Origin of the sequence: Pseudomonas kairouanensis (genome assembly GCF_004682055.1) — a bacterium.
GTDB lineage: Bacteria > Pseudomonadota > Gammaproteobacteria > Pseudomonadales > Pseudomonadaceae > Aquipseudomonas > Aquipseudomonas kairouanensis.
The window spans coordinates 345,834-361,993 of the sequence record NZ_QUZU01000001.1 but is presented as its reverse complement, the minus strand read 5'-3'; the positions used below and the strand labels follow the sequence as shown (position 1 = coordinate 361,993).

General features: G+C 60.0%; 16 protein-coding genes. 7 read left to right on the top strand and 9 right to left on the bottom strand.

What is annotated here, in order from left to right:
* Positions 1–187 precede the first annotated feature (187 nt).
* The 4 genes from DYL59_RS01675 (at position 188) to DYL59_RS01660 (ending at position 5,052) form a co-directional block, all read left to right on the top strand.
* On the top strand, positions 188–1,177 hold the full coding sequence (locus DYL59_RS01675; RefSeq protein WP_135287590.1) for a GntR family transcriptional regulator: 990 nt from the start codon (positions 188–190) through the stop codon (positions 1,175–1,177).
* Positions 1,178–1,399: 222 nt separating this feature from the next.
* Positions 1,400–3,820 (top strand): endopeptidase La, encoded by a 2,421-nt coding sequence (gene lon / locus DYL59_RS01670; protein WP_135287589.1) that lies wholly within the window; start codon positions 1,400–1,402, stop codon positions 3,818–3,820.
* Positions 3,821–4,022: 202 nt separating this feature from the next.
* Positions 4,023–4,412, top strand: coding sequence for a protease inhibitor I42 family protein (locus DYL59_RS01665; RefSeq protein WP_135287588.1), 390 nt, complete (start codon positions 4,023–4,025; stop codon positions 4,410–4,412).
* Between the two features lies 1 nt (position 4,413).
* On the top strand, positions 4,414–5,052 hold the full coding sequence (locus tag DYL59_RS01660; RefSeq protein WP_135287587.1) for a lysoplasmalogenase: 639 nt from the start codon (positions 4,414–4,416) through the stop codon (positions 5,050–5,052).
* Positions 5,053–5,063: 11 nt separating this feature from the next.
* Here DYL59_RS01660 and DYL59_RS01655 read toward each other — a convergent pair whose 3' ends face one another.
* On the bottom strand, positions 5,064–5,432 hold the full coding sequence (locus DYL59_RS01655) for a hypothetical protein (RefSeq protein ID WP_135287586.1): 369 nt from the start codon (positions 5,430–5,432) through the stop codon (positions 5,064–5,066).
* A 228-nt stretch (positions 5,433–5,660) separates the two neighbouring features.
* On the opposite strand from DYL59_RS01655, the gene DYL59_RS01650 reads away from it, so the two are divergent.
* The 3 genes from DYL59_RS01650 to cmoB all read left to right on the top strand — a co-directional run bounded on the left by DYL59_RS01650 (position 5,661) and on the right by cmoB (position 7,923).
* Positions 5,661–6,083, top strand: coding sequence for a hypothetical protein (locus DYL59_RS01650; protein ID WP_135287585.1), 423 nt, complete (start codon positions 5,661–5,663; stop codon positions 6,081–6,083).
* 143 nt (positions 6,084–6,226) lie between these two features.
* Complete coding sequence (cmoA, locus tag DYL59_RS01645; protein ID WP_135287584.1) at positions 6,227–6,970, top strand: carboxy-S-adenosyl-L-methionine synthase CmoA; 744 nt, start codon at positions 6,227–6,229, stop codon at positions 6,968–6,970.
* Complete coding sequence (gene cmoB / locus DYL59_RS01640) at positions 6,967–7,923, top strand: tRNA 5-methoxyuridine(34)/uridine 5-oxyacetic acid(34) synthase CmoB (protein WP_135287583.1); 957 nt, start codon at positions 6,967–6,969, stop codon at positions 7,921–7,923. The genes cmoA and cmoB overlap by 4 nt, the downstream gene beginning before the upstream one ends.
* Before the next feature lie 75 nt (positions 7,924–7,998).
* On the opposite strand, the gene tadA is transcribed toward cmoB, so the two are convergent.
* The 8 genes from tadA to lepA all read right to left on the bottom strand — a co-directional run bounded on the left by tadA (position 7,999) and on the right by lepA (position 16,159).
* Entirely contained in the window at positions 7,999–8,496 is a 498-nt protein-coding gene (gene tadA, locus DYL59_RS01635; RefSeq protein ID WP_135287582.1) for a tRNA adenosine(34) deaminase TadA, read from the bottom strand.
* Complete coding sequence (locus tag DYL59_RS01630; RefSeq protein WP_135287581.1) at positions 8,496–9,872, bottom strand: multicopper oxidase family protein; 1,377 nt, start codon at positions 9,870–9,872, stop codon at positions 8,496–8,498. The genes tadA and DYL59_RS01630 overlap by 1 nt, the downstream gene beginning before the upstream one ends.
* A gap of 274 nt (positions 9,873–10,146) precedes the next feature.
* The gene (pdxJ, locus tag DYL59_RS01625) at positions 10,147–10,890 is read right to left on the bottom strand and encodes a pyridoxine 5'-phosphate synthase (protein WP_135287580.1); all 744 of its coding nucleotides are present in this window, start codon (positions 10,888–10,890) and stop codon (positions 10,147–10,149) included.
* A 51-nt stretch (positions 10,891–10,941) separates the two neighbouring features.
* Positions 10,942–11,625, bottom strand: a complete 684-nt coding sequence (gene recO / locus DYL59_RS01620; RefSeq protein WP_135287579.1) for a DNA repair protein RecO — start codon at positions 11,623–11,625, stop codon at positions 10,942–10,944.
* Positions 11,626–11,767: 142 nt separating this feature from the next.
* Positions 11,768–12,670 (bottom strand): GTPase Era, encoded by a 903-nt coding sequence (era, locus tag DYL59_RS01615; protein WP_028618988.1) that lies wholly within the window; start codon positions 12,668–12,670, stop codon positions 11,768–11,770.
* Positions 12,663–13,352, bottom strand: a complete 690-nt coding sequence (gene rnc, locus DYL59_RS01610; protein WP_012722401.1) for a ribonuclease III — start codon at positions 13,350–13,352, stop codon at positions 12,663–12,665. The genes era and rnc overlap by 8 nt, the downstream gene beginning before the upstream one ends.
* A gap of 147 nt (positions 13,353–13,499) precedes the next feature.
* Complete coding sequence (lepB, locus tag DYL59_RS01605) at positions 13,500–14,354, bottom strand: signal peptidase I (protein ID WP_135287578.1); 855 nt, start codon at positions 14,352–14,354, stop codon at positions 13,500–13,502.
* 5 nt (positions 14,355–14,359) lie between these two features.
* Positions 14,360–16,159, bottom strand: coding sequence for a translation elongation factor 4 (gene lepA / locus DYL59_RS01600; protein WP_003188853.1), 1,800 nt, complete (start codon positions 16,157–16,159; stop codon positions 14,360–14,362).
* Between the last annotated feature and the right edge of the window lies 1 nt (position 16,160).

Here is a 16,160-nt window from a genome sequence, read left to right as displayed (position 1 = left end):
TTGCGCGGCCACCGGGAAACGCCTTCAATGAAATAATGTATCTTTTACAAATAAGTACATTTTGGTGCAGAAAAGTAACATTCCTACATTCAGAGCCCCAAAAAAGTGCCACTGCTGTGGCGCAAGGTGACAGGCGCAACTTATGAGAGAATCCCCGGCCACCGTCCTACAACACCCTGAGAAAGCGATGAAAGCAGTGTCCGCCTCGGCCTCCCGTTACGCGATGATTCACCAGGTATTGCGTGATGCGATCGTCAACGGCACCGCCCGCCACGGCCTGGTGTTGCTGGAAGCACCGTTGGCCGAATTGTTCGGCACCAGCCGCGTGCCAGTGCGCAAGGCCCTGGACCTGCTGCATGCCGAAGGGCTGATTTGCCGCTTCGACGGCCGGGGTTATCTGATCAATCCCGAAGGCCTGGCCATGGAGCCGCTGCGCCTGCCCCTGAGCCACGCGCACCTGGGCCTGAACGGGGAAGATGAGCTGGTGGACACCCGGCCACTGGGGGAACGTATCGTCGAGGAGATCGGCGCAGCGCTGTCCACCTGCATTGCCTTCGGCCATTACCGCCTGGATGAACAGGCCGCCGCCGACCACTACGGCGTCAGCCGCGCCGTGGTGCGTGAAGCGCTGATGCGCCTGCGCGACCGCGGCCTGGTAGAAAAAGAGCCCTACTCCCAATGGCTGGCCGGCCCATTGACCGCACGGGAAGTGACCGAAGACTACGAACTGCGCGCCTGCCTGGAACCCGAGGCCCTGCGCCAGAGCGCGCCGAACCTGGACCGCGAGTTGCTCCAAGCCATGCTGCAACGGGTACTGGATGCACAGGACAGCCCCCACTGCAGCCTGGAAGCCATCGAACAGATCGAAGAGGACTTGCACCAACGCTGCCTGGCCGGCCTGCAAAACCGCAAGATCGCGGCACTGATTCGCCAGGGCCAGAGCCCGATGATCATCAGCCGGATTTTCTACCGGTTACTGGGGATCGGTGCAGATCCTGCGATGTTGGCCGAACATCGGTTGATTCTGGAGTTGTTGTTGCATGGGGCGTTTGATGCGGCGGCGCTCAACCTTCGCGAGCATTTGCAGCGGGCCAGGCAGCGGATGTTGCAGCGGTTGAAGGTGTTGTCGGTGTTGCCGGAACAACCCTTGCCCAGTTACCTGCACAAAATCAGCTGACTCAACACAATTCAAAAGGTGGGAGGGGGCTTGCTCCCGATGGCGGTGTATCAGTCATGAATGTGCTGACTGACACACCGCCATCGGGAGCAAGCCCCCTCCCACATTTGGATTGGGGACATCCCGGAAATTTTGTGCAATATGTTGCTATCTCACCCCCACCATTGAAACCACCGCTGCCCCGCCCCATCTAACCTCCATACTTCCTTATGCAGGTGCCCCATGAGCGACCAGCAAGCCGTCCCCGATTACGACCTGAACGACTACGCCGATCCCGAAAACGCTGAACACCCTTCGTCCAACACCGGCTTGGCCCTGCCAGGGCAGAACCTGCCGGACAAGGTCTACATCATCCCGATCCACAACCGGCCCTTCTTTCCGGCCCAAGTGCTGCCGGTGATCGTCAACGAAGAGCCGTGGGCCGAGACCCTGGAGCTGGTGAGCAAATCCGAGCACCACTCCCTTGCCCTGTTCTTCATGGAAACCCCGCCCGAAGACCCACGCCACTTCGACACCTCCGCCCTGCCGCTGTATGGCACCCTGGTGAAGGTGCATCACGCCAGCCGTGAAAACGGCAAGCTGCAATTCGTGGCCCAGGGCCTGACCCGCGTACGCATCAAGACCTGGCTCAAGCACCACCGCCCACCGTACCTGGTGGAAGTCGAATACCCGCACCAGCCCTCCGAGCCCACCGATGAGGTGAAGGCCTACGGCATGGCGCTGATCAATGCGATCAAGGAACTGCTGCCGCTCAACCCGCTGTACAGCGAAGAGTTGAAGAACTACCTCAACCGCTTCAGCCCCAACGACCCGTCGCCCCTCACCGACTTCGCCGCCGCGTTGACGTCGGCTACCGGTAACGAGTTGCAGGAAGTGCTGGACTGCGTGCCCATGCTCAAGCGCATGGAAAAAGTGCTGCCCATGCTGCGCAAAGAGGTTGAAGTGGCGCGCCTGCAAAAAGAACTCTCCGCCGAGGTGAACCGCAAGATCGGCGAGCATCAGCGCGAGTTTTTCCTCAAGGAACAGCTCAAGGTCATCCAGCAGGAACTGGGCCTGACCAAGGACGACCGCAGTGCGGATGTCGAGCAGTTCGAGCAACGTCTCGAAGGCAAGACGCTGCCAGCCCAGGCGCAAAAGCGCATCGATGAAGAACTGAACAAACTGTCGATCCTGGAAACCGGCTCGCCGGAATACGCGGTCACACGCAACTATCTTGACTGGGCCACCTCGGTGCCGTGGGGCGTGTATGGCGAAGACAAGCTCGACCTCAAGCACGCGCGCAAGGTGCTGGACAAACACCATGCGGGCCTGGACGACATCAAGAGCCGCATTCTCGAATTCCTGGCGGTGGGCGCCTACAAAGGCGAAGTCGCAGGCTCCATCGTCTTGTTGGTCGGCCCGCCGGGCGTGGGCAAGACCAGCGTAGGCAAATCCATCGCCGAGTCCCTGGGGCGGCCGTTCTATCGGTTCAGCGTCGGCGGCATGCGCGATGAAGCTGAGATCAAGGGCCATCGCCGCACCTACATCGGCGCCCTGCCGGGCAAGCTGGTGCAGGCGCTTAAAGATGTGGAAGTGATGAACCCGGTGATCATGCTCGACGAGATCGACAAGATGGGCCAGAGCTTCCAGGGCGACCCGGCGTCGGCCTTGCTGGAAACCCTCGATCCGGAACAGAACGTTGAGTTCCTGGACCACTACCTGGACCTGCGCCTGGACCTGTCCAAAGTGCTGTTCGTGTGCACCGCCAACACCCTGGACTCCATCCCCGGCCCATTGCTGGACCGGATGGAAGTGATTCGCCTGTCGGGCTACATCACCGAAGAAAAAGTCGCCATCGCCAAGCGCCACCTGTGGCCCAAACAACTGGAAAAAGCCGGCGTGGCGAAAACCAGCCTGACCATCAGCGACGGCGCCCTGCGCGCCTTGATCGATGGCTATGCGCGGGAAGCCGGGGTGCGCCAGTTGGAGAAACAGCTGGGCAAACTGGTGCGCAAGGCGGTGGTCAAGTTGCTGGATGAGCCGAACTCGGTGATCAAGATCGGCAACAAGGACCTGGAAAGCTCCTTGGGCATGCCGGTATTTCGCAATGAGCAAGTGCTGTCCGGCACCGGTGTGATCACGGGCCTGGCATGGACCAGCATGGGCGGCGCCACCTTGCCGATCGAAGCGACGCGTATTCATACGCTAAACCGAGGCTTCAAGCTCACCGGGCAGTTGGGTGAGGTGATGAAGGAGTCTGCCGAAATTGCCTACAGCTACATCAGTTCAAACCTGAAGTCGTTTGGTGGTGACGCGAAGTTCTTCGACGAAGCCTTCGTGCACCTGCACGTACCGGAAGGCGCCACGCCGAAGGACGGCCCCAGCGCCGGCGTGACCATGGCCAGTGCGCTGTTGTCACTGGCGCGTAACCAACCGCCGAAAAAAGGCGTGGCCATGACCGGCGAGCTGACGCTGACCGGGCATGTGCTGCCGATTGGCGGGGTGCGTGAAAAGGTAATCGCGGCGCGTCGCCAGAAGATTCACGAGCTGATCCTGCCTGAGCCGAACCGGGGTAGTTATGAAGAGCTGCCCGACTACTTGAAGGAAGGCATGACCGTGCACTTTGCCAAGCGCTTTGCGGATGTGGCCAAGGTGCTTTTCTGATAGTTCTGTAGTGCCTGGGCGGGCCCTTTCGCGAGCAAGCCCGCTCCCACATTTGACCGAGTACATCCTTTGGAACGCGGTCAGATGTGGGAGCGGGCTTGCTCGCGAAGAGGCCAGACCCGCCAACCCAAAAACCCACCCTGTCACACCTTGTCTCATCTTCGGTTATGCTCGCCCTTCGTCGTAAATGAACGGAGCCCCCATGACCGCTGCCCGTCTGCTTCTCCCCTTGAGCCTTGCCCTGCTGGCCGCGTGCGCCAGCGCGCCGAAGCAAAACGTCACCGTGGACACCCAGAGCGCCTGCCCGCTTGCGCTTACATCCGGCCAGAACCTGATTCTCAGCCTGCCCAGCAACCCCACCACCGGCTACCGCTGGGCCATCCAGGACTCCGCCGGCGGCGTGCTGCGCGCGTTGAGCCCCGAGGTCTACAGCAGCGCCGAATCCGGTGTGATCGGTGGCGGCGGTCAGTCCACCTGGCGCTTCCAGGCATTTGCCCAGGGCCAGGGGCGTTTACGCCTGACCTCCCAACAACCCTGGGAGCCCGAAGCCGAACCCGCCGACACCTTCGACTGCACCATTACGGTGAACTGAAATGCCCTGGCTGATCCTTGCATTGATGGGCGCAGGCACCTTTATCTACGGCCTGACCCTCCATGCCACGCTGCTGTGCCTGCTGGTGAAACCGTTGCCGGTACTGGCGCTGCTGGGTTGGTTGCATGATGCGCCGCCTACTGACTATCGACGCTGGATCAGCCTGGGGCTGATTTTTTCCGTGGTGGGCGATGTGCTGCTCGCCTGGCCGGGCGACCTGTTTATCTTCGGCCTTGGCGCTTTCCTATTTGCGCACCTGGCGTATTTGAAAGCTTATTTCAGCGACTGCCGCCGGTTGGCATTACTGCCGCTGTTACTGGCATTGGGGGTCGGGGCTGTGCTGCTGAGCATCCTGATCTCCCATGGCCTCGGCGATCTGCTGATTCCGGTGGTGGTGTACGCGCTGGTAATCAGCGCGATGCTGTGGCGCGCACTGGCGCGGCTGGGCAGCGAGGTGCCGAAGCGTTCAGCACTATTGGCGGCGGCGGGCGCGTCGTCGTTTGTGTTTTCCGACACGCTGATCGGCATCAACCGATTTGTAGTGGCGTTCGATGCGGCGCCCTACCTGTTGATCGCCACTTACTGGCTGGGCCAGTGGGGCATCACGGCTTCGGCGTTTGGCCAGCGCGCCCCCCGTTGATCAGGTGTGACTTACAACTTGCCGAAAAGAAAGTTGTAGCTTTGGAGCATGTAAGCAATCTGGCTCTCGATAGAGTGACGTATCGCGGCCTTCTGGACTTCTTTTTGGGCTTCTTTCGCCGGGTCCTTGTCAGGTACGCCAAAGTCCAGGCGTCGCAGCTCCAGGACCAGCATCTTCAAGCCGTCTACAAAAATATCCGCCGCGTTGCGCTCCACACGCAGGTTGTCCTTGATCGCCAACAATGGAAGGCTATCGATTGCAGTGTCGGCGAAGTCCCGTAACTGGATGAACTCCTTAATATCAAAGTTCTTGTCCTTGTCCATTTTTGTCAAAAGCGATTTCAGCGCTTTGTTATCTATAACCGTCAATTTTAGACTCATGACCCATTCCTCGAAAAATGGCTCATTTCAATCTAGGCCTGATCAGAAAGAGCGTCTACTGTCAGAATTAACAGGTTACCGCTCATCAATTAATAAGCGGGGGTTTTCTAGAATAAAAATGTCTATAGAACTGGTATATCTGACAGTTACGCACATGGGGTGGTTGTCTCTATCGTTCAACGACAACGCACACAATCAGGTGGGCGAATGGGTCATGAGGATTCGATCATGAGCACCCGTAAAGCTTTGCAGAAAGTACAAGGAACATTCACGGCATCCGTCAACGGTGTCGAGAATTTCGTTGCAGATACGGTTTATCTGAATAAAGACGATGTACTGATAAGAGTCGTCGGTGTAGATGACGGCTCAGCCAGCGTCCTGCGTATCATCCAAATTGATATGGACCCCGATATACAGAATGGCACGTACAACTTTCCAGGCGGTCCGATTCGCGCACTCATCGCCGGTGGACAGACTGCACCCTCGCACTATGTAACGATGATCGGACAGGTGGGCATCGACTTCGACCATCAAAATGAACTCTACAACGGCCATTTCAACTTCGATGCAACAAACATCTTTGCGCCAAGAGACAAAATTGTCGTTGACGGTGTTTTTCATATTCAAATGAAGCCGCCAACAAACAAATGACAAGGGTCTCCACTGCCCCCGGCCAACCCGCCGGGGCGGTGAACAATAGCGACTGCCCCACCACGGTTTATCAGACAACCCGCGCACACGAGGGCCAACTTGGCTAAAATGCCGGCCTTTTCCCCATCAATGCCGGAACAACCGTGAGCAAAGAACCCGATCGCCTATTCGCCCAGCCCCTGCCCCAGGTGCCGGACTTCGTCTTTAACGAGGACGTGGTGCGGGTGTTCCCGGACATGATCAAGCGCTCGGTGCCCGGTTACCCCACCATCGTCGAGAACCTCGGGGTGCTGGCGGCGCAGTTTGCCCAGCCCAATAGCGTGCTGTACGACCTGGGTTCGTCCCTGGGAGCGGTCACCCAGGCCCTGCGCCGCCATGTGCGCACCGACGGTTGCCGGGTGATCGCGGTGGACAACTCGGCAGCGATGGTCGAGCGCTGCCGCGAATACCTCAATGGCCAGGACTCGATGTTCCAGGAGTTGCTGCCGGTCGAAGTCGTCGAGGGCGATATCCTCGCGCTGCAGTTCCAGCCGGCCTCGGTGGTGGCGCTGAACTTTACCCTGCAATTCATTGCGCCTGATGAGCGCCTTGGGTTGCTCGCGCGTATCCGCCAGTCGCTGTTGCCGGGCGGGGCGTTGATCCTCTCGGAAAAACTGCGCTTCAATGACCCCGAAGAACACGCCCTGCTCACCGATCTGCACATCGCGTTCAAACGCGCCAATGGCTATAGCGAACTGGAAATTGCCCAGAAGCGCAGCGCCATCGAAAACGTCATGAAACCCGACAGCCTCGAAGAACACCGCGAACGCCTGCTGGCCGCCGGGTTCTCGAAGGTCGTGCCGTGGTTCCAGTGTCTTAACTTTGCCTCGTTGATTGCCTTGCCATGATTGATCTGTCCCCCCTCGCCCGCCACTTGGTCGGCACTCCCCTGGCCGTGTGGGCCCAGGGTCTGCAAGCGCAACTCGATAGCAAGATGGAGAAAGGTCATGGCGACCTGGAGCGCTGGCAGAGTGCGTTGGATGCGCTGCCGAAGATCCAACCCAGCGAAGTGGACTTGCTCAACGGCCTGACCCTCGACACCGATTGCGACGATGCCACCCGTGCTCAAATGCACACTGCGCTGATGGGCCTGAGCCCGTGGCGCAAAGGCCCGTTCAATTTATTCGGCGTGCATGTGGACACCGAATGGCGTTCGGACTGGAAGTGGTCCCGCGTTGCGCCGCATTTGAACCTCAAGGGCAAGCGTATCCTCGATGTGGGCTGCGGCAACGGTTACTACATGTGGCGCATGCTTGGTGCTGGCGCTGACAGCGTGATTGGCGTGGACCCGAACTGGTTGTTCTTCTGCCAGTTCCAGGCGGTGCAGCGCTACCTGTCCGAGCCCAAGGCTTGGCACCTGCCCTTCCCGTTTGAAGACCTGCCGGCCAATCTGGAAGGCTTTGATACGGTGTTCTCCATGGGGGTGTTCTACCACCGACGTTCGCCCATCGAGCATTTGCTGGCGCTGAAGGACACCCTGGTCAAAGGTGGCGAACTGGTGTTGGAAACCCTGGTGGTGGAAGGCGATCAGCAGCAAGTGCTGGTGCCGGAAGACCGTTACGCGCAGATGCGCAACGTGTGGTTCCTGCCTTCGGTGCCAGCGCTGATGCTGTGGCTGCGCCGCGCCGGGTTCAGTGATGTGCGCTGTGTGGATGTGAGCGTGACGACCGTCGAGGAACAACGTGGGACGCAGTGGATGAAGTATCAGTCCCTCAGCGATTTCCTTGACCCAGAAGACCATAGCAAAACCATCGAGGGCCTGCCGGCGCCGATGCGAGCGGTGATCATCGCCAAGAAGTAGCGGTGAGTCTCCCTGAAGAAACAGAGATCAAAATGTGGGAGGGGGCTTGCTCCCACATTTGATCTCCAGTGTTCTTTAGAGGGGTGGCTTGGCCCGGCGGGCCTTGAAGAATTCGCTCAGGACTGTGCCGCATTCCTCAGCCAACACCCCACCTTCAAACAACACCTTGTGATTCAAAAACCCCTGGGTAAAAAACTGCCCCTGGCTCTGCACTATCCCCGCCTTGGGCTCCAGCGCGCCATACACCACCCGCGCCACCCGTGAGTGCACGATCAACCCGGCGCACATGCTGCACGGCTCCAGCGTCACATACAGCGTGCTGCCCACCAGCCGGTAATTGCTGATGGCTTGCGCGGCATTGCGGATGGCGACCATCTCGGCATGGGCGCTGGGGTCGTTGCCGCTGATGGGGCAGTTGAAGCCGCGACCGATGATTTCACCGTTTTGCACCAGCACTGCGCCAACGGGTACTTCGCCCAGTGCGGCGCCCTGGGCGGCGAGGGCCAGGGCTTCGCGCATGAAGTCCTGGTCGCGGCTGCGATCGATGATGGCGGCGGGGCGAATCTGGCGCATCACGCCACCTCGATGGCGGCCATCAGGCCGGTTTCCATGTGGTCGATCACATGGCAGTGGAACATCCATACCCCTGGGTTATCCGCTACCAGCGCCACGCGGGCGCGTTCGTTCTTGCCCAGCAGGTAGGTGTCGGTGAAATACGGGATCACCTTGTGGCGGTTCGAGGCGATCACCTTGAAGCTCATGCCGTGCAGGTGGATCGGGTGCTGGTACTGGGTCATGTTCTTCAATTCGAAAATGTAGCTCTTGCCCTTTTCCAGCTTGGCGATGGGGCGGTCGGCGCAGGTCTTGTCGGTGATGTCCCAGGCCTTGCCGTTGATTTGCCACAGGCTAGGCGGCTTGCCGTCATCCACAGAGACCGTGCCGACCCACTCGAAATTGAAGTTGAGTTTCTCGGCGTTGGCCAGGTCCGGCTCGGCGATGGGGTTGGCGGGCAGTGCCGGTGGCCAGTCAGTGGGCGCATCGATGTTGGCCACCGAGCGGAAGGTACCCAGGCGAACCGGGCCGTTGCGGATCGACAGCTCTTCGCCGGCGGGCGGTGCCTTGATCGCCAGGCAGATACGCATGCCGGGGCCCAGCCAGTATTCCTTGCCCAATGGGCGCGGTTCGATGGGGTTGCCGTCCAGTGCGTAGATCTGCGCTTCAACGTCGGGAATGTTGATGCGATAGGTCAGGGTGTTATCGAGGTTGAGCAAGCGCACCCGGGTAATCTGCCCGGCTGGCAGGTCGATGACCGCCTGGGACACGCCATTGATGGTCGACAAGCGCCCGGCGGTACCGCCTCGTGCCGCTTCGCGGGGGATGCTGAACGCAACAAAGCCGCCCTCTTCATCCACATGCCAGCTTTTGAGGCTCAGGGTGCGTTCGTGCTTGAAGCCGGTGGGCTCGCGCTCCTCGATGATCAGCGGGCCCACCAGGCCACGGCCGAGTTCTTCGCTGCTGTTCACATGGGGGTGATACCAGTAGCTGCCGGCGTCGGGCACGCGGAATTTGTAGTCGAAGTATTCACCGGGCAGTACTGGCAATTGAGAGACGTAGGGCACGCCGTCCATTTCCAGCGGCAGGCGGATGCCGTGCCAGTGGATGGTGGTGGCGACCGGCAGGTGGTTGATAAAGCGCACCCGCAACCATTCACCCTGGCGCACCCGCAGTTCCGTGCCAGGCGCCGACGGGCCGAAGGCCCAGGCTTGGGTCTTGTGGCCCGGTACCAGCTCTACGTCCAGGGGAGCGGCGATCAGTTCGTAGTCGTGCCCGGCCTCGGCCTCGGCGACTTTCCCCAGCCAGTAGCGGTAGGCGCCACCGGCACCGACGCCTACGACGGCCAGGCCTGCAAGACCACCCAGGATTTGTCGACGGGAAAAGGATCGGGACACAACAACCTCACGTATCTGCCGCAGGCCCAGGGCCTGCAAAGGGCAGATACGATACACCTGCATCGGCTAAACAGTAAGGCTTCGCATTGCCGCACGGCTGAATTCAAGGCTTTGATGGGTGGTCACAGTCAGAGCTACACCACATATCAACTGTGGGAGGGGGCTTGCTCCCGATGGCAGTGGGTCAGTCACTTATGTGTTAACTGAACCACCGCTATCGGGAGCAAGCCCCCTCCCACACTTTGAATTTCAGTGTTTGTAAGACCGGGTTCGCTCAGGCCTTGGCGGCAGCCAGGATCAGCGCTTTCATCTCGGCGACTGCGCCTTTGAAACCGACGAACAACGCGTGGGCCACCAGCGCATGACCGATGTTCAACTCGTTGATGCCCTTGATCGCAGCCACGGCTTCGACGTTGTGGTAGTGCAGGCCGTGACCGGCGTTAACAATCAGGCCTTCACGCAAGCCCACCGCGACACCGTCGATGATGCGCTGCAGCTCATCCGCCACTTCGGTCGGCGTGGTGGCATCGGCATAACGGCCGGTGTGCAGTTCGATGGCGGGCGCGCCGACACGGCGGGAGGCCTCGATCTGGCGCTCGTCGGCGTCGATGAACAGCGAGACTTCGCTGCCGATCTGCGACAGGCGATCCACTGCAGCCTTGATCCGCGCTTCCTGGCCGGCCACATCCAGGCCGCCTTCGGTGGTGAGCTCCTGACGGGTTTCCGGCACCAGGCAGATGTGCGCCGGGCGGATGCGCTCGGCGAAGGCCATCATTTCTTCGGTGACGCCCATTTCGAAGTTCATGCGGGTTTGCAGCACGTCCTTGAGCAGCAGCACATCACGCTCCTGGATGTGGCGACGGTCTTCGCGCAGGTGCACGGTTATGCCGTCGGCGCCCGCTTCTTCGGCGTCCAGCGCGGCCTTGACCGGATCAGGGTAACGGGTGCCCCGGGCCTGGCGCAGGGTAGCGACGTGGTCGATGTTGACGCCAAGAAGAATGCGATTGCTGGTGGTCACGGAAGCGCTCCTGAATAGGGAAACAAACGCTGCACAGCATACACGGGGTTGTCAGGGCTTTCGAAACAACTCGCGACTGACCAGCGGCCGTCCGCCCAAGTGCACGGCCAGCGCCTGGCGCATCAAGCGCTTGGCGGCGGACAAGGCACCGGGGGCGCTCCAGTCGGCTTCGCTCATGGCCAGCAACTCGGTGCCCTGGAACAGGCCGGGTTGCAGCAGGTAGACGCGCTCAAGGCCCGCATCCACTTGCAGGCGATACATGCCATCGGCGGCGATGGGTTCGCCGTGCAGGTCGTTGGCCAGTTCGAAGCCGTAGCCCAGATCGTCGAGCAGGCGCCATTCGAAGGCACGCAGCAAGGGCTCCAAAGGCCGACCTTCGGCCAGGGCGAGCAACGTGGCGGCATAGTGATCGAAGACCGCCGGATGCGGGTCTTCGGCGGGCAGCAGGCGGATCAGCAGTTCGTTCAGGTAGAGGCCGCTGAACAACGCTTCGCCATTGAGCCAGGCCGAGGTGCCGACGCTTTCCAGGCGGCCGACGTTTTTCAGCTCGCCTTTGCCTCGAAACTCCACGTCCAAGGCCACGAACGGCCGCGCCTGGGTACCCGCCTTGCCCCGCGCGCTGCGCAAGACTGCGCGAAGGCGACCTTGAGGCGTGAGGAAGTCCACCAGGGCGCTGGTCTCGCGGTAGGCGCGGCTGTGCAGGACGTAGGCGGGCTGGCTGAGGGGTTGGGACATGGGTTCTCTATCTTGAAAACAACCTAAACCTAATGTGGGAGGGGGCTTGCCCCCGATGGCAGTGTGTCAGTCACTTATTCATTAACTGACCTACCGCTATCGGGGGCAAGCCCCCTCCCACATTTTTAGTACTGCGGCGTGCTTACAGGTCGCCGTAGCCCAGCGAGCGCAGTGCACGCTCATCATCGGACCAGCCACCCTTAACCTTCACCCACAGGTTGAGCATGATCTTGGAATCGAACAGCAATTCCATGTCCTTGCGCGCTTCGGTGCCAATACGCTTGATGCGCTCGCCCTTGTCGCCAATGATGATTTTCTTCTGGCCGTCACGTTCAACGAGGATCAGCGCATGGATATGCAAGGTCTTGCCCTGCTGCTTGAACTCCTCGATTTCGACGGTGATCTGGTACGGCAGCTCAGCGCCCATCTGACGCATGATTTTTTCGCGCACCAACTCGGCGGCAAGGAATCGGCTGCTGCGGTCGGTGATCTGGTCTTCCGGGAAGAAGTGCTCGTTCTCCGGCAGGTGCTCGGCGATCACGCGCTCCAGGGCTTCGAGGTTGTGACCGTGCTGGGCCGAGATGGGGATGATCTGCGCGTTCGGCAGTTGTTCCTGCAGCCAACTCAGGTGCGGCATCAGCTCGGCTTTGTCTTCGATGCGGTCGGTCTTGTTCAGCGCGACAATCAACGGGCCGGTAACGTATTGCACGCGTTCGAGGACCATCTGGTCTTCGTCGGTCCACTTGGTGCGGTCCACCACGAAGATCACCACGTCAACGTCTTTCAACGCGGCCGAAGCGGTCTTGTTCATGTAGCGGTTGAGGGCCTTCTCGCCGCCTTTGTGCATACCTGGGGTATCAACGTAGACCGCTTGCACATTGCCTTCGGTCTTGATGCCCAGCATGTTGTGGCGGGTGGTCTGGGGCTTGCGCGAGGTGATCGCCAGCTTCTGGCCCAGGATGTGGTTCAGCAGCGTGGACTTGCCCACGTTCGGGCGGCCGACGATGGCAACATAGCCACAGCGTGTTGCGGTTGAATCAGTCATGGCCATTCTCCACGCCCAGGGCAATCAGTGCTGCAGCGGCCGCTACCTGTTCGGCAATACGACGGCTCACACCCTGACCTCGGCTTTTTTCGTTCAGTAAGGTGATTTCACATTCCACGAAGAACACGCGGCAATGGGGCTCACCCTGGATATCCACCACTTCATAGCGTGGCAGTTCGCAACCACGGGACTGCAGGAACTCCTGCAGGCGGGTCTTGGGATCTTTGTTGGTGTCGACCAGCGTCAGGCTCTCGATCTCGGAGGTCAGCCAGGCGGTGACCCGCTCCTTGGCCGCTTCCATGCCGGCATCGAGGTAGATCGCACCGATCAACGCCTCAAGAGCGTCGGCCAGGATCGATTCACGCCGGAAACCGCCGCTCTTCAACTCGCCGGAACCCAGGCGCAGGTACTCGCCCAGGCCAAAACCGCGAGCCAGTACGGCCAGGGTTTCGCCCTTCACCAAGCGTGCGCGCAAACGCGACAGCTGGCCTTCACGGGCTTGGGGGAAACGCTCGAACAGCGCCTCACCGGCAACGAAGTTGAGGATGGCATCACCGAGGAATTCCAGGCGCTCGTTATTACGCCCTGCAAAACTGCGGTGTGTGAGGGCAAGGACCATCAATTCCTGGTCCTTGAAGGTGTAGCCGAGCTGGCGCTCGAGACGTGCTAGAGAAACGGTCACGGTTTATCCATATCTAGTTGGTGGCACCGGCGGCCATCGACGATTGACGCAGTGTTCAAATTCAAATCCTGGTTGGTGCCGCATGAGGCCGAGAAATCTCCAAGCCCCAGAAAAGCATTCGGCGCTGTGTAAACAGCGCCGCCTGTATTACTTGATCAGCCCGACCCGCGAGAAGTTCGGCAGGTGGCTGAGCTTGGGCTCCGGCCAACTCATCCAGACCGCAAAGGCCTTGCCGACAATGTTCTCGTCGGGAACCATGCCCAGCAGGTCCTTGGGAATGGCGGGGTCATTCCAGTACCGGCTGTCGTTGGAGTTGTCGCGGTTGTCGCCCATCATGAAGTAGTGCCCGGCCGGCACTTTCCATTCACCGTCAGGCTGTGCCCGGTAGCGCGTCATTTCCTTGCGGATTTCGTGCTCTACCGCACCGAGTTTTTCCTGATACAGCTCGGCGCTGCCCAGGGAGTTGGGCTCGGAGCCGATCAACGTCTCAGCCACCGACTCACCATTGATGAACAGACGCTTGTCGGCGGTGTAGCGAATCACGTCACCCGGCAGGCCGACCACACGCTTGATGTAGTTGACGTTCGGGTCGCTTGGGTAGCGGAACACCATCACATCACCGCGCTGCGGGTCACCGACTTCGATGACCTTCTTGTCGATCACCGGCAGGCGGATCCCATAGGAAAACTTATTCACCAGGATGAAGTCGCCCACATCCAGGGTAGGTTTCATCGACCCCGACGGGATCTGGAACGGCTCCACCAGGAACGAACGCAGCACCAGCACGATGAACAACACCGGGAAGAACGACTTGCCGTATTCAACCAGCAAAGGCTCTTTGTTCAGCTTCTCGACGACCACGGCATCGGGCTGGCTGACGCTGCCCTGATAGGACGCGATAGCCGCCCGACGACGCGGGGCGAAGAACACCAGATCGAGCAACGCCAACAGGCCGCAAACGGCAACGGCGATGACCAGCAACAGCGGGAAATTTAGTGACATAGGACCTAACTATCCAACCTGAGCACCGCAAGGAAGGCTTCTTGTGGAACTTCCACGTTGCCTACTTGCTTCATGCGTTTTTTACCGGCCTTTTGCTTCTCAAGCAGCTTGCGCTTACGGCTTACGTCACCGCCGTAGCATTTGGCCAGTACGTTCTTTCTGAGAGCCTTGACGGAGGTCCGCGCAATGATCTGCCCGCCAATGGCGGCCTGGATCGCGACGTCGAACATCTGGCGCGGAATCAGTTCTTTCATCTTCTCGGTCAACTGGCGACCTTTGTAGTGCGCGTTGTCCTTGTGCACGATCAGTGCCAGGGCATCCACCTTGTCGCCGTTGATCAACACATCCAGTTTCACCAGATTAGCCGATTGGTAACGGTCGAAATGGTAATCCAGCGAAGCATAGCCGCGGCTGGTGGATTTGAGGCGGTCGAAGAAGTCCAGGACCACTTCGTTCATCGGCATGTCGTAGGTCACTTGCACCTGGGTACCGAGGAACAGCATGTCGCGCTGGACACCGCGCTTCTCGATACACAGGGTAATGACGTTGCCCAGGTGCTCCTGCGGCACCAGGATATTGGCCCGCACGATAGGCTCGCGCATGTCTTCGATGGCCGACAGGTCCGGAAGCTTGGACGGGTTGTCGACGTAGATGGTTTCACCGGTCTTGAGCAACAGCTCGAAAATTACGGTCGGCGCGGTGGTGATCAGGTCCAGGTCGTATTCGCGCTCAAGGCGCTCCTGGATGATCTCCATGTGCAGCATGCCCAGGAAGCCGCAACGGAAGCCGAAGCCCAGGGCGTCGGAGCTTTCCGGGGTGTACTGCAGCGACGAGTCGTTGAGAGTCAGCTTTTGCAGGGCTTCGCGGAAGTCTTCGAAGTCATCGGAGCTGACCGGGAACAGACCGGCGTAGACCTGTGGCTGGATGCGTTTGAAACCGGGCAGCACGTCGACGTCAGGCGTGGAGCTCAAGGTCAGGGTGTCGCCTACCGGTGCACCGTGGATGTCCTTGATGCCGGCGATGATAAAGCCTACTTCACCGGCTTTCAGATCAACGGTCGCGGTGTGCTTGGGGTTGAATACACCGACGCTGTCCACCAGGTGGATCTTGCCGGTGGATTTGACCAGGATCTTGTCGCCCTTCTTCACACGGCCATGGCGTACACGCACCAGGGAGACAACCCCCAGGTAGTTGTCGAACCAGGAGTCGATGATCAACGCTTGCAGCGGATCTTCGTAGTTGCCGGTAGGCGCGGGGATGGTGTGCACCAGGCGTTCGAGCACTTCGTCGACACCCAGGCCAGTCTTGGCGCTGCAGGTGACGGCGTCGGTGGCATCGATGCCGATGATCTTCTCGATCTCTTCCTTGACGCGCTCAGGCTCGGCCTGTGGCAGGTCGATCTTGTTGAGCACGGGCATGACTTCCAGGCCCTGCTCGATCGCGGTGTAGCAGTTGGCAACCGATTGCGCTTCAACGCCCTGGCCGGCGTCTACCACCAGCAGCGCACCTTCACAGGCCGCCAGGGAACGGCTGACTTCGTAGGTGAAGTCAACGTGGCCTGGGGTGTCGATGAAGTTGAGCTGGTAGGTAATGCCGTCTTTGGCTTTGTAGTACAGCGTGACGCTGTGGGCCTTGATGGTGATCCCGCGCTCGCGTTCGAGGTCCATGGAATCCAGTACCTGGGCTTCCATTTCACGCTCGGCAAGGCCGCCGCACATCTGGATAAATCGATCGGCCAGCGTCGACTTGCCATGGTCAATGTGGGCGATGATGGAGAAATTGCGGATATGACTCAAATCACTCACG

Bases quoted from the DNA above. Each gene is read 5' to 3' on its own strand.
- DYL59_RS01675 (WP_135287590.1), top strand. From the start codon at position 188: ATGAAAGCAGTGTCCGCCTCGGCCTCCCGTTACGCGATGATTCACCAG.
- lon (WP_135287589.1), top strand. From the start codon at position 1,400: ATGAGCGACCAGCAAGCCGTCCCCGATTACGACCTGAACGACTACGCC.
- DYL59_RS01665 (WP_135287588.1), top strand. From the start codon at position 4,023: ATGACCGCTGCCCGTCTGCTTCTCCCCTTGAGCCTTGCCCTGCTGGCC.
- DYL59_RS01660 (WP_135287587.1), top strand. From the start codon at position 4,414: ATGCCCTGGCTGATCCTTGCATTGATGGGCGCAGGCACCTTTATCTAC.
- DYL59_RS01655 (WP_135287586.1), bottom strand. From the start codon at position 5,432: ATGAGTCTAAAATTGACGGTTATAGATAACAAAGCGCTGAAATCGCTT.
- DYL59_RS01650 (WP_135287585.1), top strand. From the start codon at position 5,661: ATGAGCACCCGTAAAGCTTTGCAGAAAGTACAAGGAACATTCACGGCA.
- cmoB (WP_135287583.1), top strand. From the start codon at position 6,967: ATGATTGATCTGTCCCCCCTCGCCCGCCACTTGGTCGGCACTCCCCTG.
- tadA (WP_135287582.1), bottom strand. From the start codon at position 8,496: ATGCGCCAGATTCGCCCCGCCGCCATCATCGATCGCAGCCGCGACCAG.
- recO (WP_135287579.1), bottom strand. From the start codon at position 11,625: ATGTCCCAACCCCTCAGCCAGCCCGCCTACGTCCTGCACAGCCGCGCC.
- era (WP_028618988.1), bottom strand. From the start codon at position 12,670: ATGACTGATTCAACCGCAACACGCTGTGGCTATGTTGCCATCGTCGGC.
- lepB (WP_135287578.1), bottom strand. From the start codon at position 14,354: ATGTCACTAAATTTCCCGCTGTTGCTGGTCATCGCCGTTGCCGTTTGC.